This window comes from Rhodococcus sp. BP-316 (genome assembly GCF_019836105.1).
GTDB lineage: Bacteria > Actinomycetota > Actinomycetes > Mycobacteriales > Mycobacteriaceae > Rhodococcoides.
In genome coordinates this window covers 525,063-544,257 of the sequence record NZ_JABUEE010000001.1, presented here as the reverse complement: position 1 = coordinate 544,257, position 19,195 = coordinate 525,063, and the positions used below count along the sequence as shown (strand labels likewise).

General features: G+C 68.2%; 19 protein-coding genes. 12 read left to right on the top strand and 7 right to left on the bottom strand.

Annotation, left to right across the window (positions count from 1 at the left end):
- Window positions 1-22: 22 nt before the first annotated feature.
- From frr to HQ312_RS02490, 4 genes are all read left to right on the top strand, one after another.
- Window positions 23-580 (top strand): ribosome recycling factor, encoded by a 558-nt coding sequence (gene frr, locus HQ312_RS02505; protein WP_027505038.1) that lies wholly within the window; start codon window positions 23-25, stop codon window positions 578-580.
- Between the two features lie 44 nt (window positions 581-624).
- Window positions 625-1,491: a phosphatidate cytidylyltransferase gene (locus HQ312_RS02500; protein WP_037185291.1), complete on the top strand. Its 867-nt coding sequence runs from the start codon at window positions 625-627 to the stop codon at window positions 1,489-1,491.
- A 22-nt stretch (window positions 1,492-1,513) separates the two neighbouring features.
- Window positions 1,514-2,209, top strand: coding sequence for a class I SAM-dependent methyltransferase (locus HQ312_RS02495; protein WP_222637703.1), 696 nt, complete (start codon window positions 1,514-1,516; stop codon window positions 2,207-2,209).
- A gap of 97 nt (window positions 2,210-2,306) precedes the next feature.
- Entirely contained in the window at window positions 2,307-4,682 is a 2,376-nt protein-coding gene (locus tag HQ312_RS02490; RefSeq protein WP_222637702.1) for an excinuclease ABC subunit UvrA, read from the top strand.
- A gap of 3 nt (window positions 4,683-4,685) precedes the next feature.
- Here the strand turns inward: HQ312_RS02490 and HQ312_RS02485 are convergent, their stop codons facing one another.
- Window positions 4,686-5,531, bottom strand: a complete 846-nt coding sequence (locus HQ312_RS02485; protein WP_197027755.1) for a CoA ester lyase — start codon at window positions 5,529-5,531, stop codon at window positions 4,686-4,688.
- Window positions 5,532-5,709: 178 nt separating this feature from the next.
- Window positions 5,710-6,102 (bottom strand): lipopolysaccharide assembly LapA domain-containing protein, encoded by a 393-nt coding sequence (locus tag HQ312_RS02480; protein WP_027505043.1) that lies wholly within the window; start codon window positions 6,100-6,102, stop codon window positions 5,710-5,712.
- 91 nt (window positions 6,103-6,193) lie between these two features.
- Here HQ312_RS02480 and rlmN point away from each other — a divergent pair, with 91 nt between their 5' ends.
- Window positions 6,194-7,306, top strand: a complete 1,113-nt coding sequence (gene rlmN / locus HQ312_RS02475; RefSeq protein ID WP_027505044.1) for a 23S rRNA (adenine(2503)-C(2))-methyltransferase RlmN — start codon at window positions 6,194-6,196, stop codon at window positions 7,304-7,306.
- Window positions 7,307-7,310: 4 nt separating this feature from the next.
- Here the strand turns inward: rlmN and HQ312_RS02470 are convergent, their stop codons facing one another.
- Together HQ312_RS02470 and HQ312_RS02465 are read right to left on the bottom strand one after the other, a co-directional pair.
- Window positions 7,311-7,589 carry a DUF2631 domain-containing protein gene (locus tag HQ312_RS02470; RefSeq protein ID WP_037185298.1) on the bottom strand — a complete coding sequence of 93 codons (279 nt, stop codon included), beginning with the start codon at window positions 7,587-7,589 and terminating at the stop codon, window positions 7,311-7,313.
- 100 nt (window positions 7,590-7,689) lie between these two features.
- On the bottom strand, window positions 7,690-8,223 hold the full coding sequence (locus tag HQ312_RS02465; RefSeq protein ID WP_222637701.1) for a DUF1990 family protein: 534 nt from the start codon (window positions 8,221-8,223) through the stop codon (window positions 7,690-7,692).
- A gap of 107 nt (window positions 8,224-8,330) precedes the next feature.
- On the opposite strand from HQ312_RS02465, the gene dxr reads away from it, so the two are divergent.
- From dxr to HQ312_RS02430, 7 genes are all read left to right on the top strand, one after another.
- Window positions 8,331-9,473, top strand: a complete 1,143-nt coding sequence (gene dxr / locus HQ312_RS02460) for a 1-deoxy-D-xylulose-5-phosphate reductoisomerase (RefSeq protein WP_056445324.1) — start codon at window positions 8,331-8,333, stop codon at window positions 9,471-9,473.
- An 8-nt stretch (window positions 9,474-9,481) separates the two neighbouring features.
- A complete protein-coding gene (locus HQ312_RS02455) occupies window positions 9,482-10,693 on the top strand; it encodes an RIP metalloprotease (RefSeq protein ID WP_222630776.1) in 1,212 nt (403 codons plus the stop codon).
- A gap of 103 nt (window positions 10,694-10,796) precedes the next feature.
- Window positions 10,797-11,960, top strand: a complete 1,164-nt coding sequence (gene ispG, locus HQ312_RS02450) for a flavodoxin-dependent (E)-4-hydroxy-3-methylbut-2-enyl-diphosphate synthase (protein ID WP_155956970.1) — start codon at window positions 10,797-10,799, stop codon at window positions 11,958-11,960.
- An 88-nt stretch (window positions 11,961-12,048) separates the two neighbouring features.
- Window positions 12,049-12,882 carry a GNAT family N-acetyltransferase gene (locus tag HQ312_RS02445; RefSeq protein WP_027505050.1) on the top strand — a complete coding sequence of 278 codons (834 nt, stop codon included), beginning with the start codon at window positions 12,049-12,051 and terminating at the stop codon, window positions 12,880-12,882.
- 53 nt (window positions 12,883-12,935) lie between these two features.
- On the top strand, window positions 12,936-14,744 hold the full coding sequence (locus HQ312_RS02440) for a penicillin-binding transpeptidase domain-containing protein (RefSeq protein WP_027505051.1): 1,809 nt from the start codon (window positions 12,936-12,938) through the stop codon (window positions 14,742-14,744).
- Between the two features lie 29 nt (window positions 14,745-14,773).
- The gene (map, locus tag HQ312_RS02435; protein WP_056445029.1) at window positions 14,774-15,631 is read left to right on the top strand and encodes a type I methionyl aminopeptidase; all 858 of its coding nucleotides are present in this window, start codon (window positions 14,774-14,776) and stop codon (window positions 15,629-15,631) included.
- A complete protein-coding gene (locus HQ312_RS02430; protein ID WP_222637700.1) occupies window positions 15,628-17,163 on the top strand; it encodes a cobyric acid synthase in 1,536 nt (511 codons plus the stop codon). The genes map and HQ312_RS02430 overlap by 4 nt, the downstream gene beginning before the upstream one ends.
- Here HQ312_RS02430 and HQ312_RS02425 read toward each other — a convergent pair.
- From HQ312_RS02425 to HQ312_RS02415, 3 genes are read right to left on the bottom strand one after another with little or no spacing between them, the layout of a single operon-like run.
- Window positions 17,138-17,866 carry an ABC transporter permease gene (locus HQ312_RS02425; protein WP_222637699.1) on the bottom strand — a complete coding sequence of 243 codons (729 nt, stop codon included), beginning with the start codon at window positions 17,864-17,866 and terminating at the stop codon, window positions 17,138-17,140. The two genes, HQ312_RS02430 and HQ312_RS02425, sit on opposite strands and share 26 nt — an antisense overlap.
- Complete coding sequence (locus HQ312_RS02420) at window positions 17,863-18,783, bottom strand: ABC transporter ATP-binding protein (RefSeq protein ID WP_222637698.1); 921 nt, start codon at window positions 18,781-18,783, stop codon at window positions 17,863-17,865. The genes HQ312_RS02425 and HQ312_RS02420 overlap by 4 nt, the downstream gene beginning before the upstream one ends.
- Window positions 18,780-19,175, bottom strand: a complete 396-nt coding sequence (locus HQ312_RS02415) for a GntR family transcriptional regulator (protein WP_222637697.1) — start codon at window positions 19,173-19,175, stop codon at window positions 18,780-18,782. The genes HQ312_RS02420 and HQ312_RS02415 overlap by 4 nt, the downstream gene beginning before the upstream one ends.
- Between the last annotated feature and the right edge of the window lie 20 nt (window positions 19,176-19,195).

Here is a 19,195-nt window from a genome sequence, read left to right as displayed (position 1 = left end):
GAGGTTTTCGGAAGGAACGGTCGTGATCGACGAAGCGCTCTTCGACGCCGAAGAGAGAATGGAAAAGGCCGTCACGGTCGCGCAGAACGATCTGTCGTCCATTCGGACGGGTCGCGCGAACCCGGGGATGTTCTCGAAGATCGTGGTCGAGTACTACGGCTCGCTGACCCCCATCACCCAGCTCGCGGGCATCAACGTGCCCGAGGCGCGCATGGTGATCGTCAAGCCGTACGAGCAGGCCCAGTTGGGGCCCATCGAGACTGCGATCCGCAACTCGGACCTGGGGTTCAACCCGTCCAACGACGGACACATCATCCGGATCTCGATCCCGCAGCTCACCGAGGAGCGGCGCCGCGAGTACGTCAAGCAGGCCAAGAGCAAGGGTGAGGACGCGAAGGTGTCCATCCGCAACGTCCGCCGCAAGGTGATGGACGAGCTCAAGCGCATCCAGAAGGACGGCGAGGCAGGCGAGGACGAGGTCACGCGTGCGGAGGCCGAGCTCGACAAGACCACCGCGAAGTACGTGGCGCAGGTGGACGAGATCGTGAAGAACAAGGAAGCGGAACTGATGGAGGTGTGACCTCCGCACGTCCCGGTGGCCCAGATGAAGTGAAACGAGAAGCAGTGTCCGTATCGGCCGACAACGGTTCGACCGCCGATCCCGCCCCGAAGACCTCGCGGGCGGGCCGCGACCTTCCCGCGGCGATCGCGGTCGGCGGCGCACTGGGCGTGTCGCTCATCGTCGTCCTGGTCCTGGTTCCGCTCGTGTTCATCGGGATCGCCGCGGCCGCGGTCGCCGTCGCCTCGTGGGAGGTGACGAAGCGGCTGCGGGAGTCCGACATCTCCGTGCCCCGGATCCCGGTGATCCTCGGAGGTCAGGCGATGATCTGGCTCGCGTGGCCGTTCGGCGCACTGGGCGCGCTCAGTGCGTTCGCCGCGACGGTACTGGTCACGATGGTCTGGCGCCTGTTGTCCGGTGGTCTGGACGTGGCACCGAAGAACTACCTGCGCGACTGCGCGATCTCGATCTTCGTCCTGTCGTGGCTGCCGCTGTTCGGGGCGTTCGCGGCGTTGCTGACCCTCGAGGACGACGGCGGCTCGCGCGTCCTCGTGCTCATGATCGCGGTGGTGTGTTCGGACGTCGGCGGCTACGCGGCCGGAGTCCTGTTCGGACGGCACGCGATGGCGCCGGCCATCAGCCCGAAGAAGTCCTGGGAGGGGCTCGGCGGATCGCTGCTCTTCAGTGTCGTCGGGTGCGTCCTCACCGTCACGTTCCTGCTGGACGCGAACCCGTTCGTGGGGGCCCTGCTGGGCGTGCTCATCGTCTTCTCCGCGACGCTCGGCGACCTGGTCGAGTCGCAGGTCAAGCGGGAGCTCGGGATCAAGGACATGGGGACGATGCTTCCCGGTCACGGCGGACTGATGGACCGCCTCGACTCCGTTCTGCCCAGCATCCTCGTGACGTGGATCGTTCTGACGATCTTCGTCTGATCCTGTGCCCGGTCGCGACGGCGTGATCGCCAGTCCGAACATCTGGAACTGGCCCGATGTGTACGAGGCCGAGAATCGCGCCCAGGACGTCACCGGCGAGATCGAGGCGGTGCTGCGGGATCTCACGCCGTGGGCGGGACGCGACGTCGTCGACGTCGGATGCGGAACCGGATTCCATCTGCCTCTGTTCGCCCGCGCTGCACGGTCCGTGGTCGGTGTCGAACCACACCCACCACTGATCGAGCGTGCTCGGCACCGGGTCGCGGGCTCCGCTGTGCGGGTGCTCCGGGGGACTGCGGATCGGCTGCCGCTGGATGACTGCTCGGCGGACGTCGTGCACGCCAGGACGGCCTACTTCTTCGGGCCGGGATGCGGGCCGGGCATCACCGAGGCCATGCGGGTCCTGCGTCCCGGGGGTGTGTTGGTGGTGGTGGATCTCGACGCCACGGTCGATCCGTACGGAGGATGGATGCGCCGCGACCTGCCGCACTACGACCCCCCCACCGTCGAACGATTCTTCGCCGCGCAGGGTTTCGACCTGCGCCGGGTCCGGACGCGGTGGTCGTTCGCGGACCGCGAGGAGGCCGCTGCGGTGCTGGGAATCGAGTTCTCGCCGCGGGTGGCCGCTCGCGCGCTGCGGCAGCTCACCGGCACGTCCGTCGAGGTCGGATACCGGGTGCACACTCGTCGCAGACCGCACGGACTCGAGACGGCCTGAGCCGCCGCGTCGGCGATCAGGAATCGAGAAGCAGCCCCGATGCGCACCGGCTACCGTGTCCGCTGACCCGTTCGCTGCACCACGAAGGACATCAGCCATGGCCACGAAGTCGAGTACCGCACGGCACGTCGCCGACACCCACGATGTCATCCGGGTGCAGGGGGCGAGAGTCAACACTCTGCAGAACGTGAGCGTCGACCTCCCGAAGCGCCGTCTGACGGTCTTCACCGGCGTGTCCGGATCGGGCAAGAGTTCGTTGGTGTTCGGCACGATCGCCGCCGAGTCCCAGCGCATGATCAACGAGACGTACAGCGCGTTCGTGCAGGGGTTCATGCCCAGTCTCGCGCGGCTCGACGTGGATCTGCTCGACGGTCTGACGACGGCCATCATCGTGGACCAGCAGCGGCTCGGCGCCGATCCGAGGTCCACCGTCGGTACCGCCACCGACGCCAACGCGATGCTGCGCATCCTCTTCAGCCGTCTCGGACAGCCGTACGTCGGCTCCCCGCAGGCGTTCTCGTTCAACGTGGCGTCCATCTCCGGTGCGGGAGCGGTGACGGTGGAGAAGGGCGGACGTCAGACGAAGGAGAAGCGCACCTTCAGCATCACCGGCGGGATGTGTCCGCGGTGCGAGGGGCGCGGCTCCGTCTCCGACATCGACCTCACGGCGCTCTTCGATGACAGCAAGTCGCTCAACGAGGGTGCGATCACGATCCCCGGCTACAGCATGGAGGGGTGGTACGGGAGGATCTTCCGCGGCTCCGGCTACTTCGATCCGGACAAGCCCATCGCGAAGTTCACCAAGCGCCAGCGCGAGGACCTGCTGTACCGGGAGCCGACCAAGATCCAGGTGGACGGCATCAACCTCACGTACTCCGGACTGATTCCTCAGATCCAGAAGTCGTTCCTGTCCAAGGACGTCGACGCGATGCAGCCGCACATCCGGGCGTTCGTCGAACGCGCGGTGACCTTCGCCGTGTGCCCGGAGTGCGACGGCACGCGGCTCAACGAGGGTGCGCGGTCCTCGAAGATCGACGGCGTGTCGATCGCCGACGCGTGCGCCATGCAGATCAGCGATCTCGCGACGTGGATCCGCGGAGTGTCGGCACCGTCCGTGGCCCCGCTGCTCACCTCGCTGGGAGACACCCTCGACTCGTTCCGGGAGATCGGACTGGGCTATCTGAGTCTCGACCGGCCGGCGGGCACGCTCTCCGGTGGTGAAGCGCAGCGCACCAAGATGATCCGACACCTCGGATCGTCGCTCACCGACGTCACCTACGTCTTCGACGAACCCACCACCGGACTTCATCCCCACGACATCGCCAACATGAACGATCTGTTGATCCGGTTGCGCGACAAGGGAAACACGGTGCTCGTCGTCGAGCACAAGCCCGAGACGATCGTCATCGCCGACCACGTCGTCGATCTCGGACCCGGCGCCGGAACGGCCGGTGGCACGGTGTGCTTCGAGGGCACCGTCGAGGGGCTGCGGACGAGTGACACCATCACGGGCCGGCACTTCGACGACCGCGCCGCGGTGAAGGACGCGGTGCGCACGTCGACCGGAGCGGTGGAGATCCGCGGCGCCGATTCTCACAACCTGAAGTCGGTGGACGTCGACGTGCCCCTCGGTGTCCTGGTGGTCGTGACCGGGGTCGCCGGGTCGGGCAAGAGTTCGTTGATTCACGGCTCGCTCTCGGGCCGCGAGGACGTCGTGGCCGTCGATCAGGGCGCGATCCGCGGCTCGCGGCGCAGCAACCCCGCGACCTACACGGGCCTCCTCGAGCCGATCCGGAAGGCCTTCGCCAAGGTCAACGGAGTGAAGCCGGCTCTCTTCAGCGCGAATTCGGAGGGAGCGTGCCCGACGTGCAACGGCAACGGAGTGATCTACAGCGACCTCGCGATGATGGCCGGAGTCGCCACCGTGTGCGAGCTGTGCGAGGGCCGACGGTTCCAGAACTCGGTCCTCGAGTACCACCTCGGCGGCCGCGACATCAGCGAGGTGCTCGCGATGTCGGTGGCGCAGGCACAGGAGTTCTTCGCCGGCGGTGACGCTGCGCTACCGGCGGCGCATCGAATCCTGACCCGGCTGAACGACGTGGGCCTGGGCTATCTCAAGATCGGTCAGCCGCTGACCACACTGTCCGGCGGCGAGCGTCAGCGGCTGAAGCTGGCGACGCACATGGGGGACAAGGGCGGCATCCTGGTCCTCGACGAGCCCACGACGGGACTGCATCTCGCCGACGTCGAGCAGTTGCTCGCCCTGCTCGACAGGCTGGTGGACGCCGGGAAGTCGGTGATCGTCATCGAACATCACCAGGCCGTGATGGCCCATGCGGACTGGATCATCGACCTCGGACCGGGCGCCGGGCACGACGGTGGCACCGTGGTCTACGAAGGAACACCCGCGGACCTGGTCGCGGCACGGTCCACCCTCACGGGTGAACACCTCGCCGCGTACGTCGAGCGGTGACCGTCAGCCGATCGAGAAGACCGCGGCCTGAGCGGTGATCTTCTTCGCCTTGGCCAGGCGGGGGAGATCGCTGCCGTCGCGCACGCCGGAGCCGTCCTCACCGAGCTGGGCGATGACGTCCCGAGCCCACGCCACATCGGCAGCGCTGGGTGCGAGTTCGCGGTTGACGATGGGGCCCTGATCGGAGTGCATGCACAGCTTGCCGGTCATGCCCATGGAGACGGTGAGCTGGCTGTCGCGGCTCAGCATGCTGTCGTTGACGGCGAGGGTGGGGCCGTCGATGGGGCCGGGAAGCCGGGCGGCGCGGCTCGACACGACGAGCCGGGCGCGCGGGTAGGCCATCGCCATCGGGTCGTCGCTCATGCCGGTGTCGCGCCGGAAGTCGCCGCTGCCGAATGCCAGGCGGAAGGTGGCCTCGGCGCGCGCGATCTCGGGGGCAGCCTCGAGACCCATGGCCGACTCCACCAGCGCCACGATCCGGCAACCGTGACCCAATCGGTCGGCGGTGGCCTCGACCTGGCTTCCGCTCTCGGTCTTGGCGAGCATGACGCCCTCGAGGGTGTCGATGCCGCGCAGCGCGTCGAGATCGTCGGCCCAGTACGGCGTGGTGGCGTCGTTGATGCGTACCCAGGCGCGGCCGCCGGCACGGAGCCAGGACACGACGGCATCGCGTGCGGCGGGCTTCGCGCCCGGTGCGACGGCGTCTTCGATGTCCAGGATCACGGCGTCGACGGCGGACTCCGCGGCCGGGGTGAAGAGTTCCGGCTTGCTCGCAGGAACGAGAAGCCACGAGCGCGCCTTGTCGGCGGCCACTCCAGATAGCACGGGGTTCTCCAGGAAGGTCGTCACGTGTGCAGTCCTCGCTCGGTGTGTCGCTCGTGGGTCGCGTCGAGCTGCGACTCGTACCGTTCGACCACCACTGTGCACGGCAGACCACCACACGTGAAGGTTGTGTCAATAGTGTTCACGTGCGCGACGGAACACCGACGGCCGCGACGTGAGATCGCTCACGACGGCGGCCGAGAAACTACTTGCGCTTGGCGGCCCGGCGGACCTGCAGGATGCGCACTCCACCCGCGGTGGCCATGACGAGCGCACCGGCGACCGCGGCGAGGAGCATGCCGATGCCGATGGGCAGGTCGAAGGTCCAGCCGAACAGGTGAATCGGGACGCTGTCGAGGTTCTGGATGATGAACACCATCAGGACGACCAGGATGATCGCGCCCACCACGAGACCGGTGTAGAGCGCCGCCGCACGGGTGTGCTTGACGCCGTCGGGCGTCTTTCCCTGCGCCAGGCGGGTGTCCGTGGGCCCGGTCTGCTCGACGGGGAGACCCGCGGCGGTGGAGGAGGTGTCCAGAGGAGCGTCCGTGCCGGTCAGGGCGTTCGGATCGGATGCGTCGTGCGATGAGCGGGCCATGTACAGATCATGCTGTACGGAGGTGGCGAATGCACGTCTGCCCCGACCGTGCCCGACAGTGCCGCCGAACAGTGAGAGAATGGTGCTCACTATGGCACCCATCGCTCTCCCTCTCGTGTTCGACGCTCCCCGTCGCGGCATGCCCGCAAAGCACCTCGCCGACCTCGACGCGGACCAGCGTCGAGCGGCCGTCGCTGAGCTGGGCCTGCCGGCGTTCCGCGCCGACCAGCTGGCGCGGCAGTACTACTCCCGGCTGGAGGCGGACCCGGCGAAGATGACCGATCTTCCGGCGTCGGTCCGCGAGAAGGTCGGGGACGCGCTGTTCCCGACGCTGCTCACGCCCGTCAAGCACATCGCCTGCGACGGCGGGGACACGCGCAAGACGCTGTGGAAGGCCGCCGACGGCACACTTCTCGAGTCGGTTCTCATGCGGTACCCGGATCGCGCGACGCTGTGCATCTCGAGCCAGGCCGGGTGTGGCATGGCCTGCCCGTTCTGCGCCACCGGCCAGGCCGGCCTGCAACGCAACCTCTCCACGGCCGAGATCGTCGACCAGGTGCGGAGCGCTGCGGCGGATCTCCGCGACGGTGCGGTCGAGGGCGGCGAGGGGCGACTGTCCAACGTCGTCTTCATGGGGATGGGGGAGCCGCTCGCGAACTACAAGCGCGTCGTCGCGGCGGTCAAACGGATCGTCTCGCCCGCGCCGGAGGGCCTCGGCCTGTCACAGCGCTCGGTGACGGTGTCCACCGTCGGGCTCGCGCCCGCGATCCGCAAGCTGGCCGACGAGGGTCTGACGGTGACGCTGGCCGTGTCGCTGCACTGCCCGGACGACGAACTGCGCGACACGCTCGTCCCCGTCAACAACCGCTGGCCCATCGCCGAGGTCCTCGACGCGGCGCGCTACTACGCCGACACCACGGGGCGACGGGTCTCGATCGAGTACGCGCTGATCCGCGACATCAACGATCAGCCGTGGCGAGCGGACATGCTGGCCAAGAAGCTCAAGCGCGCCCTGGGGGCGCTGGTCCACGTGAACCTGATCCCGCTCAATCCGACACCCGGCAGCGAGTGGGACGCCAGTCCGAAGCCGGTGGAGCAGGAATTCGTGCGACGCGTCCGTGCGCACGGAGTCTCGTGCACCGTGCGTGACACGCGGGGTCAGGAGATCGCGGCGGCCTGCGGGCAGCTGGCCGCCGAGAACTGAGCCGTCAGGAGCGGCGCGGCTTGCGGCGGAGCAGGATGTCGCGGACCAGCAGGCCTGCGATGGCCACGGCGAAGCCGACGAGCCAGATGTCCTCGACCCGGCCCGTGTGGTTACCGATGATCATGACCAGCAGGATCGCGACGGTGACCCAGCCCGCGATGCGCGAGGTACGGGGGCCTTCGCCGCTCCACCCCCACTCCGCGGACGGCACCTCGGCGGTGCTGACCTTGGTCGTGGGAACGCGCTCGACGTCCGAAGCCTGGTTGCGGCTGATGTCGGTCACGGCCGATCCTCCTGAAAGTCTGTGATGCAGGTGGTCCCTGGTGGGCTGAATCCTAGCGCGCTGTACGACCGGCCGTCGTAGGGGCAGTCGCCACGACGTGTCAGGCGGTGAGGGCCGCGATGTAGCGACCGGTCGCGATGCGCTGGGTCGCCCTGTTGAGGGGCCCGCCCAGTGCGACGACCCTGTTGCCGGGCCGCGAGAAGGCGCGGATGTGGGCGGTCACGGCATCGGTGACCGGATCGTGTCGGACGGTGAAGCGCTCCTCACCCGACTCTGGGTGACCCGGCAGCGTGCCGTACGCGAAGCCCCTGTGGTGCGACTCGTCGATCACCTCGACTACCCGGCACGGGATGCGGACCGGACCGAGTAGCAGGACCACCACGGTGTCGACGGTCGCCGACGCCGCGCTCGACCGCACCCGCAGCCCGGCGCCGCGATGCATGTCCCACTCGACGATGCGGCGTCCGGCCCGCTCGAAGAGTTCGAGGCCGGTCCCGATGGCCTTCTCCACGTCGACGTGGTGGTAACCCGCCGGCATCGACTCGTGCGCGGTCCCTCCGATCTCGGCGTACGTGAGGGGCGTCGAGAAGTACGAGTCCGGATCGGCGGACGGGAGCAGGGGCACGCCGTCCATCCTCACACGGTGAGCCGCAGTTGCCCGCTCACCGTGCTCTCAGTGAGGTCGTCCACACTGTCCAGGTGACGGAACAGAAGGCACGTGGGACCGACGGACCCGTGCGGGTGCTGGTGCTCGGCAGTACGGGGTCCATCGGCACCCAGGCGCTCGAGGTGATGGCGGCTCGACCGGACCGTTTCACCGTGGTCGGGCTGGCCGCCGGCGGAGGCAACGTCGATCTGTTGCGTCGACAGATCGCCGAGACCGGTGTCCGCGACGTGGCGGTGGCCGACGTCGACGCTGCGCGGACCGTGGACACGCCGGGGCTGCGCTCGGGGGCCGACGCGGCGACGTCGTTGGTCCGCGAGGTGCAGGCCGACGTGGTCCTCAACGCGCTCGTCGGGTCTCTCGGTCTGCCGCCGACGCTCGCTGCGCTGGAATCGGGAGCTCGACTGGCGTTGGCGAACAAGGAGTCTCTCGTGGCGGGCGGCTCGCTGGTCACGTCCGCGGCGGCTCCGGGCCAGATCGTTCCCGTCGACTCCGAGCACTCGGCTCTCGCCCAGTGCCTGCGCGGCGGTCGCGCCGACGAGGTGGCCCGACTGGTGGTCACGGCGTCCGGTGGGCCGTTCCGCGGCTGGGATCGCGAGGGCCTCGAGTCCGTGACGCCGGAGCAGGCCGGCAAGCACCCCACCTGGTCGATGGGTCCGATGAACACGTTGAACTCGGCCACCCTGGTGAACAAGGGCCTCGAGGTGATCGAGGCGCATCTGCTGTTCGGCATCCCGTACGACCGCATCGACGTCACCGTGCATCCGCAGTCCATCGTCCACTCGATGGTCACGTTCACCGACGGATCGACGCTCGCTCAGGCCAGCCCGCCGGACATGAAGCTGCCGATCGCGCTGGCACTCGGATGGCCTGATCGCATCGCCGGCGCCGCGACGGCCCTGGACTTCACCCGAGCCCACACGTGGGACTTCGAACCACTCGACGACGAGGTGTTCCCCGCGGTCGAGCTCGCGCGCACCGCCGGCGCGCTGGGCGGCTGCATGACGGCGGTCTACAACGCGGCGAACGAGATCGCCGCCGAGGCGTTCCTCGACGGGCGCCTGTCGTTCCCGCAGATCGTGGACGTCGTGTCCGACGTGGTCGACGCCGGACGCGGCGACTGGTCCGCTGAACCGTCTACGGTGGACGACGTTCTCGCAGCGGACACGTGGGCTCGGGGCACCGCCCGCACACTCGCTGCCACACGATCGAAAGGCTGAACGAGAAGATGGTGTTCGTTCTCGGTGTGATCGCCTTCGCGATCTGCATCGGCATCTCGATCGCGCTCCACGAGTGCGGGCACATGTGGGTGGCCAAGGCCACCGGCATGAAGGTGCGCCGCTACTACATCGGGTTCGGGCCCAAGATCTTCTCCTGGCGTCGCGGCGAGACCGAGTACGGACTCAAGGCGATCCCGGCCGGTGGCTTCTGCGACATCGCGGGCATGACGGCGGTCGACGAGCTCGCTCCCGACGAGGTCGAGCGCGCGATGTACAAGCAGAAGACCTGGAAGCGCCTCGCCGTGATGTTCGGCGGGATCGCGATGAACTTCGTGCTGGCGTTCGTGCTGGTGTACACCCTCGCCCTCGGCTGGGGTCTGCCCAATCGCGACACGACGGCCACCGTGGCGGGGACCCAGTGCGTGGCCCCGCAGAACGTCGAGGGCGACATGGCGCCCTGCTCGGGTCCCGGTCCCGCGGGTGCCGCGGGCATCCGGGACGGTGACGTCATCACCGCCGTGAACGGCGAGTCGACGCCCACGTTCGGCGACGTCGTCGCGGCGATCCAGGACGAGCGTGGATCGGTGTCCGTCACGGTCGAGCGGGCCGGTGAGACCCTCACCGTGCCCGTCGACGTGCAGGAGACGGACCGTCTCTTCGCCGTCGAGAACGGCGCACCCGACGCTACGGAGCTGCGCACGGTCGGCGCCATCGGCGTCGCCCGCACCCCACTCACCCTCGACTACGACGCGGTGTCCGCCATCGGCGGATCGGCCTCCTACACGGTGTTCATCGCGGGGCAGACGGTGCAGGCCATCGTCGATCTCCCCAGCAAGGTGGGGGCACTGTGGACGTCGATCACCGGTGGTGAGCGGGATCCGAACACTCCCATCAGCGTGGTCGGTGCCAGCGTCATCGGCGGTCAGGCGGCGGAACGCGGCCTGTGGGAGGTCTTCGTCACTCTGTTGGCGACCCTCAACTTCTTCCTCGGTGCCTTCAACCTGCTCCCGTTGCTCCCGCTCGACGGCGGTCACATCGCGGTGACCGTCTACGAGGGCATCCGGAACAAGATCCGCTCGCTGCGGGGGCTGGGCAAGGGTGCGCCCGTGAACTACCTCAAGCTGATGCCGGTGACGTACGTCGTCATTCTCATCGGCGGCGCGTTCATGCTCCTGACCCTCACCGCCGACATCGTGAACCCCATTCAGATCTTCCGCTAGAAGCGCAGGTCCGGCGTGACGGCGCGAACACACGGCGGTCCTCCCGGCGCGACTACAGTGGGGAGAGTCAGTCGGCACCAGATGCCGTCAGAAGCTCGAAAGGATCGAAGTGACCGTTGGACTGGGCATGCCGGCCGGACCCGTACCGGTGCTCACACCGCGACGGAAGACTCGTCAGCTTCAGGTGGGCAGCGTCGGTGTCGGCAGCGACTCGCCGATCTCGGTGCAGTCGATGTGCACCACCAAGACTCACGACATCAACTCCACCCTGCAGCAGATCGCCGAACTCACCGCCGCGGGATGCGACATCGTCCGCGTCGCGTGCCCGCGTCAGGAGGATGCGGACGCCCTGGCGACCATTGCGCGCAAGTCGCAGATCCCTGTCATCGCGGACATCCACTTCCAGCCGCGGTACATCTTCGCGGCCATCGATGCCGGGTGCGCCGCGGTGCGCGTGAACCCCGGCAACATCAAGGAGTTCGACGGCCGCGTCAAGGAGGTCGCGAAGGCGGCCGGTGACGCGGGCATTCCCATCCGTATCGGAGTCAACGCAGGATCCCTCGATCCGCGCCTGATGCAGAAGTACGGCAAGGCCACGCCCGAGGCGCTGGTGGAGTCGGCGCTGTGGGAGGCCGGCCTCTTCGAGGAGCACGGTTTCGGCGACATCAAGATCTCGGTCAAGCACAACGACCCGGTCATCATGGTCGAGGCCTACCGTCAGCTCGCCGCCAAGTGCGACTACCCGCTGCACCTCGGCGTGACCGAGGCCGGGCCGGCGTTCCAGGGCACCATCAAGTCTGCCGTCGCCTTCGGGTCGTTGCTGGCCGACGGCATCGGCGACACGATCCGCGTCTCGTTGTCCGCGCCGCCCAACGAGGAGATCAAGGTGGGGACGCAGATCCTGCAGTCCCTCAACCTCCGTCCCCGCAAGCTCGAGATCGTCTCCTGCCCGTCCTGCGGACGCGCACAGGTCGACGTCTACACCCTCGCCGACCAGGTGACGGCCGGACTCGAGGGCATGGAGATCCCGCTCCGCGTCGCCGTCATGGGTTGCGTCGTCAACGGTCCCGGTGAGGCACGCGACGCCGATCTCGGTGTGGCGTCCGGAAACGGCAAGGGACAGATCTTCGTCAAGGGCGAGGTCATCAAGACCGTGCCCGAGGCGATGATCGTGGAGACCCTGATCGAGGAGGCGATGCGTATCGCCGAGTCGTACGAGTCCGACCAGGAAGCCGCCGGCGGATCGCCCGTCGTGTCGGTCAGCTGATTCTCCTCGTCTGCGGCGACATTTCCTGGCAGTGTCACCATGACAACGGGTGTGCTCGGTGTGGATCGGTGGTCACGGAGGTGGCGGGATGCTCAAGCTGCTCGGCGCTAAGGCGCTGACAAGCCGCGACACGAACGAGGTCGTCCGTGTGCTGCGCAGTGATCCCGTCGCATCGTGCATGGTGCTGGCACGTGTCGAGGAATCGGGCGTGGAGCCCCGCGACAACCACGGTGAACTGTGGTCACGCGGAGGTCCGGCATCGTCCCTGTGTTTCTCGGGAGCCAATCTCGTGCCGTTGTTCGGTACCTACGACGATCTCCGGAGTTTCGCCGAGCGCGCGTTGCGCTCTCCCCGCGTCTGCTCGTCGCTGGTGGGGCGAGCCGAACTGACGCTGCCGTTGTGGGACATGCTCGCCGCGGACTGGGGGACCCCGCGTGAGGTGCGTGCCGAGCAGCCACTGCTGGCGTTGACGAGCGCGCCCACCGCCGTGGACCCCTACGTCCGACGCGTCACCGTCGACGAGCTGGACGTGTACCTCACCGCTGCCGTGGCGATGTTCATCGAGGAGGTGGGCGTCGATCCGCGCGCGGGCGACGGCGGACGCGGCTATCGGCGGCGCATCGCCTCGTTGATCGCGGCGGGTCGCGCCTGGGCGAGGTTCGAGGAGGGCCGCGTCGTCTTCAAGGCCGAGGTCGGATCGCTGTCCACCTCGGTCGGTCAGATCCAGGGCGTGTGGGTGCACCCGCTCTACCGCGGGCGCGGGCTCGGCACCGCGGGAACCGCATCCGTGGCGGCCGCGGTGGTCGACAGCGGCCGCACGGCCAGCCTGTACGTCAACAGCTTCAACGTGCCCGCCCGCCGTGCCTACGAGCGTGTCGGGTTCGAGCGCGTTGCCACCTTCTCCACAGTTCTGCTCGACTGACACGCTGTCAGGGTGAGGGCCGCGGGCGTCCCGTCGCCCTACGATGAGGATCGATGACCTCTCGTGAACACGGCCGTGCCACCCGCGTCCTGATCGTGCTCGTCGCGGCGATCACCGCGGTGGCGGCCTCGGCGTGCACCCCGAAACCGCAGGGCCCCGAGTCCGCGGCCGATTCGTTCGTCTCCGCGCTGGCCCAGCGTGACAGTGCCGCCGCGGCGCAGGCCACGGATCGGCCGGACCTCGCGACCGCCGCCGTCGATCAGGCGTGGGACGGCCTGCAGGCCGAGTCGCTCGACGCGGCGACCGGCGCGGTGAGCGTGAACGGCGACACCGCGACCGTCGACTACACCTACACGTGGCACCTTCCGAAGGACCGCACCTGGACCTACGACGGGGCCCTTCAGATGGGCCGACGCGACGGGGCCTGGGTGGTCCGGTGGAACTCGACCGATCTGCACCCCAAGCTCGGGGACACCCAGTCGATGGTGCTGCGGTCCACGTCGGCGCCGCGGGCGCGGGTCAACGAGCACGCGGGGTCGGACGTCCTGGTGCCCGGGGTGGTCCAGGGGGTGTCCTTCGACGCCGCCGAGTCGACCGACGTGGTGGGCACGGCGCGCACCCTCGAACGCATCCTGAAGCCCTTCGACGCGTCGATCACGGCGCAGTCCATCGTGGAGTCGGCGACCGCGACGCAGGGCCCGTACCGCCTGATGACCCTCCGGGACGAGGACTACGACGCCGTAGCGCCCGGTCTGCTCGCGTTGTCCGGGGTGTCGGTGACAGAGCAGTCCGACCTGGTCTCCACCGATCGCACGTTCGCCCCCGACCTGGTGAGCCAGGTGAAGAAGACCGTGATGGACCGCGTCGACGGTGCCGCGGGCTGGAGCGTCGTGGCGGTCAACACCAACGGCGCGGACACCGGTGTGTTGACCGAGACGGCGCCGCAGCCGGTTCCGTCGATCAGTATCAGCCTCGACCGTCCGGTGCAGGTGGCCGCACAGAACGCCGTCAACGTGTCACGGGACCAGGCGATGATGGTGGTGATCCAGCCGTCGACAGGCGACATCCTCGCGGTGGCGCAGAACCCGGCGGCGGATCGGGACGGTCCCGTGGCCTCGACCGGCCTCTACCCACCGGGCTCCACCTTCAAGATCATCACGGCGGGTGCGGCGATCGAGGAGGGACTCGCGACGCCCGAGACCACCGTGCCGTGCCCGGGCCGCATCGTCATCGGCGAGCGCAGCGTGCCCAACTACAACGAGTTCTCCCTCGGGGACGTCTCGATGAACACGGCCTTCACGCGCTCGTGCAACACCTCGTTCGCGAAGCTCGCCAGTGAGATGTCCGCGAGTGCTCTCACCGACGCGGCGGCCATGTTCGGCGTCGGGCCCGACTACGGCGTCGTGGGTCTGCCCACCGAGTCGGGATCCGTCCCGCCCGCAGAGGAATTGGTGCAGCGCACCGAGGACGGGTTCGGACAGGGAAAGGTGCTGGTGTCGACGTTCGGCATGGCTCTCGCCGCCGCGACCGTCGCACACGGATCGACGCCCGTTCCCCGGCTGATCCAGGGGGAGGAGACCACGATCGACGGTGACCACCCGCAGATCGAGCCGGCCATGGTCGACGGACTCCGCGGGATGATGCGCTCGGTGGTCACGAGCGGCACCGCGGACCGGATCGCCGACCAGGGCGAGGTGTACGGCAAGACGGGTGAGGCCGAGGTCGAGGGCGGATCCCATGCCTGGTTCGTCGGATACCGCGGTGATCTCGCGTTCGCGACCCTGGTCGTGCGTGGCGGCAGCTCGGACAATGCCGTCGCCGTGACGCGGGACATGATCACCGCGTTGCCCGCCGGATACTGACCTCGACCGGCGGCGACTACGCTGGTGCCATGTCCGTCCGCACCGTTCTCGAACCCGGCACCGTCTCACCCGTTCTCGATGTTCCCAAGTCCGTCGAGCGTCCCGAGTACGCGTGGAAGAAGACTGCGCGCGAAGGCCACGAGCCGTGGGTGCAGACCCCGGAGACCATCGAGAAGATGCGTCTGGCGAGCCGCATCGCCGCGCAGGCACTGCAGGAGGCCGGAAAGGCCGTCGAGCCGGGCGTCACGACGGACCGACTCGATCGTATCGCCCACGAGTACATGGTCGACCACGGCGCGTACCCGTCGACGTTGGGCTACAAGGGATTTCCGAAGTCCTGCTGCACCTCGCTCAACGAGGTCATCTGCCACGGCATCCCTGACTCGACGGTCGTGCAGGACGGCGACATCGTCAACATCGACGTCACGGCGTACATCGACGGGGTGCACGGTGACACGAACGCCACCTTCCTCGCCGGGGACGTCTCCGAGGAAGCGCGCCTGCTCGTGGAGCGCACCCACGAGGCCACCATGCGAGCGATCAAGGCGGTCAAGCCGGGTCGCGCTCTGAACGTCGTCGGACGGGTCATCGAGGCCTACGCCGATCGTTTCGGGTACGGCGTCGTCCGGGACTTCACCGGCCACGGCATCGGCACCACCTTCCACAACGGCCTGGTGGTGCTGCACTACGACGAGCCCACCGTCGAGACGGTGCTGGAGCCCGGGATGGTCTTCACCATCGAGCCGATGATCACCCTCGGCGGCATCGACTGGGACCAGTGGAACGACGGCTGGACCGTCGTCACGCGGGACCGATCCTGGACCGCCCAGTTCGAGCACACTCTCGTCGTCACGGAGACGGGCGCCGAGATCCTCACCCTCCCTTGACCCTTCGCGGGGCCATTCTGGTCGCGGGAACCACCTCGGACGCGGGCAAGAGTGTCGTCGTGGCGGGGTTGTGCCGCCTCCTCGCTAGACGCGGTGTGAGGGTGGCGCCGTTCAAGGCGCAGAACATGTCCAACAACTCCGTCGTCACGTTGGACGGCGGGGAGATCGGTCGTGCGCAGGCACTGCAGGCCCGGGCATGCGGTCTCGAGCCCAGCGTGCGGTTCAATCCGATACTGCTGAAGCCGGGCGGGGACAGGACGTCGCAACTGGTTGTTCGCGGTCGTGCCACCGGCACCGTGAGCGCCGCCGACTACATGACGCACCGACAGCATCTGCGCTCGGTCGTGGCGGAGGAACTCGACGCTCTGCGGGCCGACTTCGACGTGGTGATCTGCGAGGGCGCCGGCTCACCCGCCGAGATCAACCTGCGGGCCACCGATCTGGCGAACATGGGACTGGCGCGCGCTGCGAGCCTTCCCGTGATCGTCGTGGGCGACATCGATCGCGGGGGAGTGCTGGCCCACTTCTTCGGCACTCTGGCCGTGCTCGACGCCGCGGATCAGGCACTGATCGCGGGGTTCGTCGTGAACAAGTTCCGCGGCGATCCCGCGCTGCTGCAACCGGGACTCGACACCCTCGAGGCTCTCACGGGCCGACCGACGTTGGGCATCGTTCCGTTCAGCGACGAGTTGTGGCTCGACGCCGAGGACTCCCTCGGGACCGTGGCCGACGCACCGCTGGGCCGGCCCGCTCCTCCGATCGGATCGCAGTGGCTCCGCGTCGCCGCCGTGCGGTTACCGCGTATCTCGAACTCCACCGACGTCGAGGCCCTGGCGTGCGAACCGGGGGTGACGGTGCACTGGGCGACCGAGGCCTCCCGACTGGCAGATGCCGATCTGGTGGTGCTCCCCGGCTCCAAGGCCACGGTCCAGGACCTGGACTGGCTTCTTCGCACCGGTATCGCGGACGAGCTGGCGCGGCGCGTGGCTCGCGGTGCTCCGGTCCTCGGGATCTGCGGCGGTTACCAGATGCTGGGGAGAACGATCACCGACGCCGTGGAGTCGGGTGCCGGGCAGGTGCAGGGGCTCGGCCTCCTGGACCTCGACATCGAATTCGCGGCGGACAAGGTGCTCTCCCGGGTCACCGGGCATGCCGGCGCGGTCCCCGTGACCGGCTACGAGATCCACCACGGCCGGGTGACCCGAAGCGGCGACGAGCCCTGGTTCACGGGCACCGACGGCGAACCGGAGGGGAGCGTCCGTGGACGGGTACGTGGCACCCACTGGCACGGCCTGCTGGAGAACGACGACTTTCGCCGGGCCTTCCTCATGGAGGTGGCGGAGCAGGCCGGCCGCACGGGTTTCGTGGTGGCCCCGGACACCGATGTCGACGCGATGCGCACCGCTCAGGTGGATCTGTTGGCCGACCTCATGGAGAGCTCCTTCGACATCGATGCGCTTCTCACGCTCGTCGCCGAGGGCGCTCCCGCCCTGCCCGAACTGCGCGTCACGCAGTCGTCCGCCGCAGAATGACGCGTGTTCCCAGACCGGCCGCGGACGCGACGAGGAGTGGCAGCAGCACCATGGTCAGCAGCCGCGGTGCGTCGGCGACGGTCTCGATGACCGCGCCCCACCACCCCTGCCAGGTTACGACGAAGATCACGGCGCCGATCAGAACAGCTTCGGCCAGCACAGCCGTCCAGATGCCTGTCACCCGCCACCGCACGTAGATCGCGCCGGCCAGCATGCCGATGAGGTTGCACATCAGGAACGCCGCGATGAGGAAGAACAGTTCGATGGCGGCACTGCCCGCGAGAGGTGTTGCCAGAGAGAACGTCTGCATGCGCACACCGAAGCCGTCGGTCGCCGACTCCACCAGGGAGAGTGCGAACAGGCCGATCCCGAATATCAGGGCATGAACGACGGCGACCGCGACGGTGGCGGCGAAGAACTCTCTCCGTGTCACGCCCAGCCCGAGAGTGAAGGGAAACACCTGCGTGAGGATCTGAGCGAACAGAGTCAGGCCGAAGATGAAGACGAAGGTCGCCCCGCCGGTCTTGATCGACATGCTGCCATCGGGGACCAGGGAGAGAACGGCCCAGGTGATACCGACGATGACGGCCAGGATGCCGAGCGGCCACGCGAAGGCGAGCGTCCGGTAGTGGGTGTGGACGCGCATCACGGAGACGATGCGATCGCGAGCGGGGGCGGCGGGGGTGTCGAGCGCGGTGGTCATGACGGGACGTCCTCTCGGGTGTCGGACATGGCGGGCAGCGCGGTCCGACCGCGTGCGGTGCAGTGGACGACGAACTGTTGCAACGACACGGGTTCGATGCCGAGCCCGTCGGCAGCGGCCCGGACGAGGTCGGCGTCGCCGAGGGGCCCCAGTACGGTGGTGCGGGCCATCGATCCGAACGACTCACGATGCAGCACAGCGTGATCCGCCACGAGTCGCTCGACGGCGGTAGCGGATCCGCCGATGGTCACGGCGCGTCCGCGAAGGTTCTCCGCATCATCATCGACCACGACGGTGCCGTCGCTGATGACGACGACACGGTCGATGAGGTCGCTGACCTCGTCGATGAGATGGGTCGACAGCACGACGGTTCGCGGGTGGTCCGCGAAATCCGCGAGCAGGTGGTCGTAGAACATCTGCCGGGCCACCGCGTCGAGACCGAGGTACGGCTCGTCGAACAACGTCAACGGCGCGCGAGATGCCAGACCCACCACAATGCCGAGCGCCGACGTCATGCCGCGAGAGAGCTTCTTCACCTTGCGCCCACGGGGGAGGTCGAAGTCGTCGGTCAGTCGACGGGCAAGGTCTTCGTCCCAGTCACGCATCAACATCGCCGCGGACGACAGGACCTGGCGGACCGTGAAGTCCTCGGGGTACTTCTGGCTCTCCTTGACGAAGCAGACGTCGCGCAGGACGGTCGCATTCTCGTACGGGCGGGCGCCGAACACTGTCACGTCACCGGCGTCCTGCCACGTCTGACCGGTGAGGATCTGCATCATCGTCGTCTTGCCGGCGCCGTTGCGCCCCAACAGTCCGTGGATGCGGTGCTCCTGCAACTCGAAGGTGACGTCCTCGAGTGCGGCGACGTCGCCGAAGGTCTTGGTGACACCGCGGACGGTCGCCACTGCCGCGGTCATCGCCGTGCCTCCATGGTCACGGAATCGACAGTCGACGCTCGCGACTGGGCGTCGATCATGTCCTGGAGTTCGGCGGTGCCGAGGCCGAGTTTGCGTGCCTCGGCCACGAGCGGCCGAACGTACTGCTCGGCGAAGCCCTCGCGCCGACGGAAGCGGAGCGCGTCTCGCGCGCCCGAGGTGACGAACATTCCGATTCCTCGCTTCTTGTAGAGAATCCCGGCCGTGACCAGGTGGTTCAGGCCCTTGCCCGCGGTGGCGGGGTTGATGCGGTGGAAGGCTGCCAGCTCGTTGGTCGAGGGAACCTGGCTCTCCTCGGCGAGCGAACCGTCGATGATCGAGTTCTCGATCATCTCGGCGATCTGCAGGAAGATCGGCCGGCCGTCGTCCATCACCGGGGCCACCGCGCCCGGAG

Excerpts from the sequence above, each read along its gene's own strand:
- HQ312_RS02490 (WP_222637702.1), top strand. The coding sequence starts at position 2,307 with ATGGCCACGAAGTCGAGTACCGCACGGCACGTCGCCGACACCCACGAT.
- HQ312_RS02480 (WP_027505043.1), bottom strand. The coding sequence starts at position 6,102 with ATGGCCCGCTCATCGCACGACGCATCCGATCCGAACGCCCTGACCGGC.
- rlmN (WP_027505044.1), top strand. The coding sequence starts at position 6,194 with ATGGCACCCATCGCTCTCCCTCTCGTGTTCGACGCTCCCCGTCGCGGC.
- HQ312_RS02465 (WP_222637701.1), bottom strand. The coding sequence starts at position 8,223 with ATGGACGGCGTGCCCCTGCTCCCGTCCGCCGATCCGGACTCGTACTTC.
- HQ312_RS02455 (WP_222630776.1), top strand. The coding sequence starts at position 9,482 with ATGGTGTTCGTTCTCGGTGTGATCGCCTTCGCGATCTGCATCGGCATC.
- HQ312_RS02445 (WP_027505050.1), top strand. The coding sequence starts at position 12,049 with ATGCTCAAGCTGCTCGGCGCTAAGGCGCTGACAAGCCGCGACACGAAC.
- HQ312_RS02440 (WP_027505051.1), top strand. The coding sequence starts at position 12,936 with ATGACCTCTCGTGAACACGGCCGTGCCACCCGCGTCCTGATCGTGCTC.
- map (WP_056445029.1), top strand. The coding sequence starts at position 14,774 with ATGTCCGTCCGCACCGTTCTCGAACCCGGCACCGTCTCACCCGTTCTC.
- HQ312_RS02425 (WP_222637699.1), bottom strand. The coding sequence starts at position 17,866 with ATGACCACCGCGCTCGACACCCCCGCCGCCCCCGCTCGCGATCGCATC.
- HQ312_RS02420 (WP_222637698.1), bottom strand. The coding sequence starts at position 18,783 with ATGACCGCGGCAGTGGCGACCGTCCGCGGTGTCACCAAGACCTTCGGC.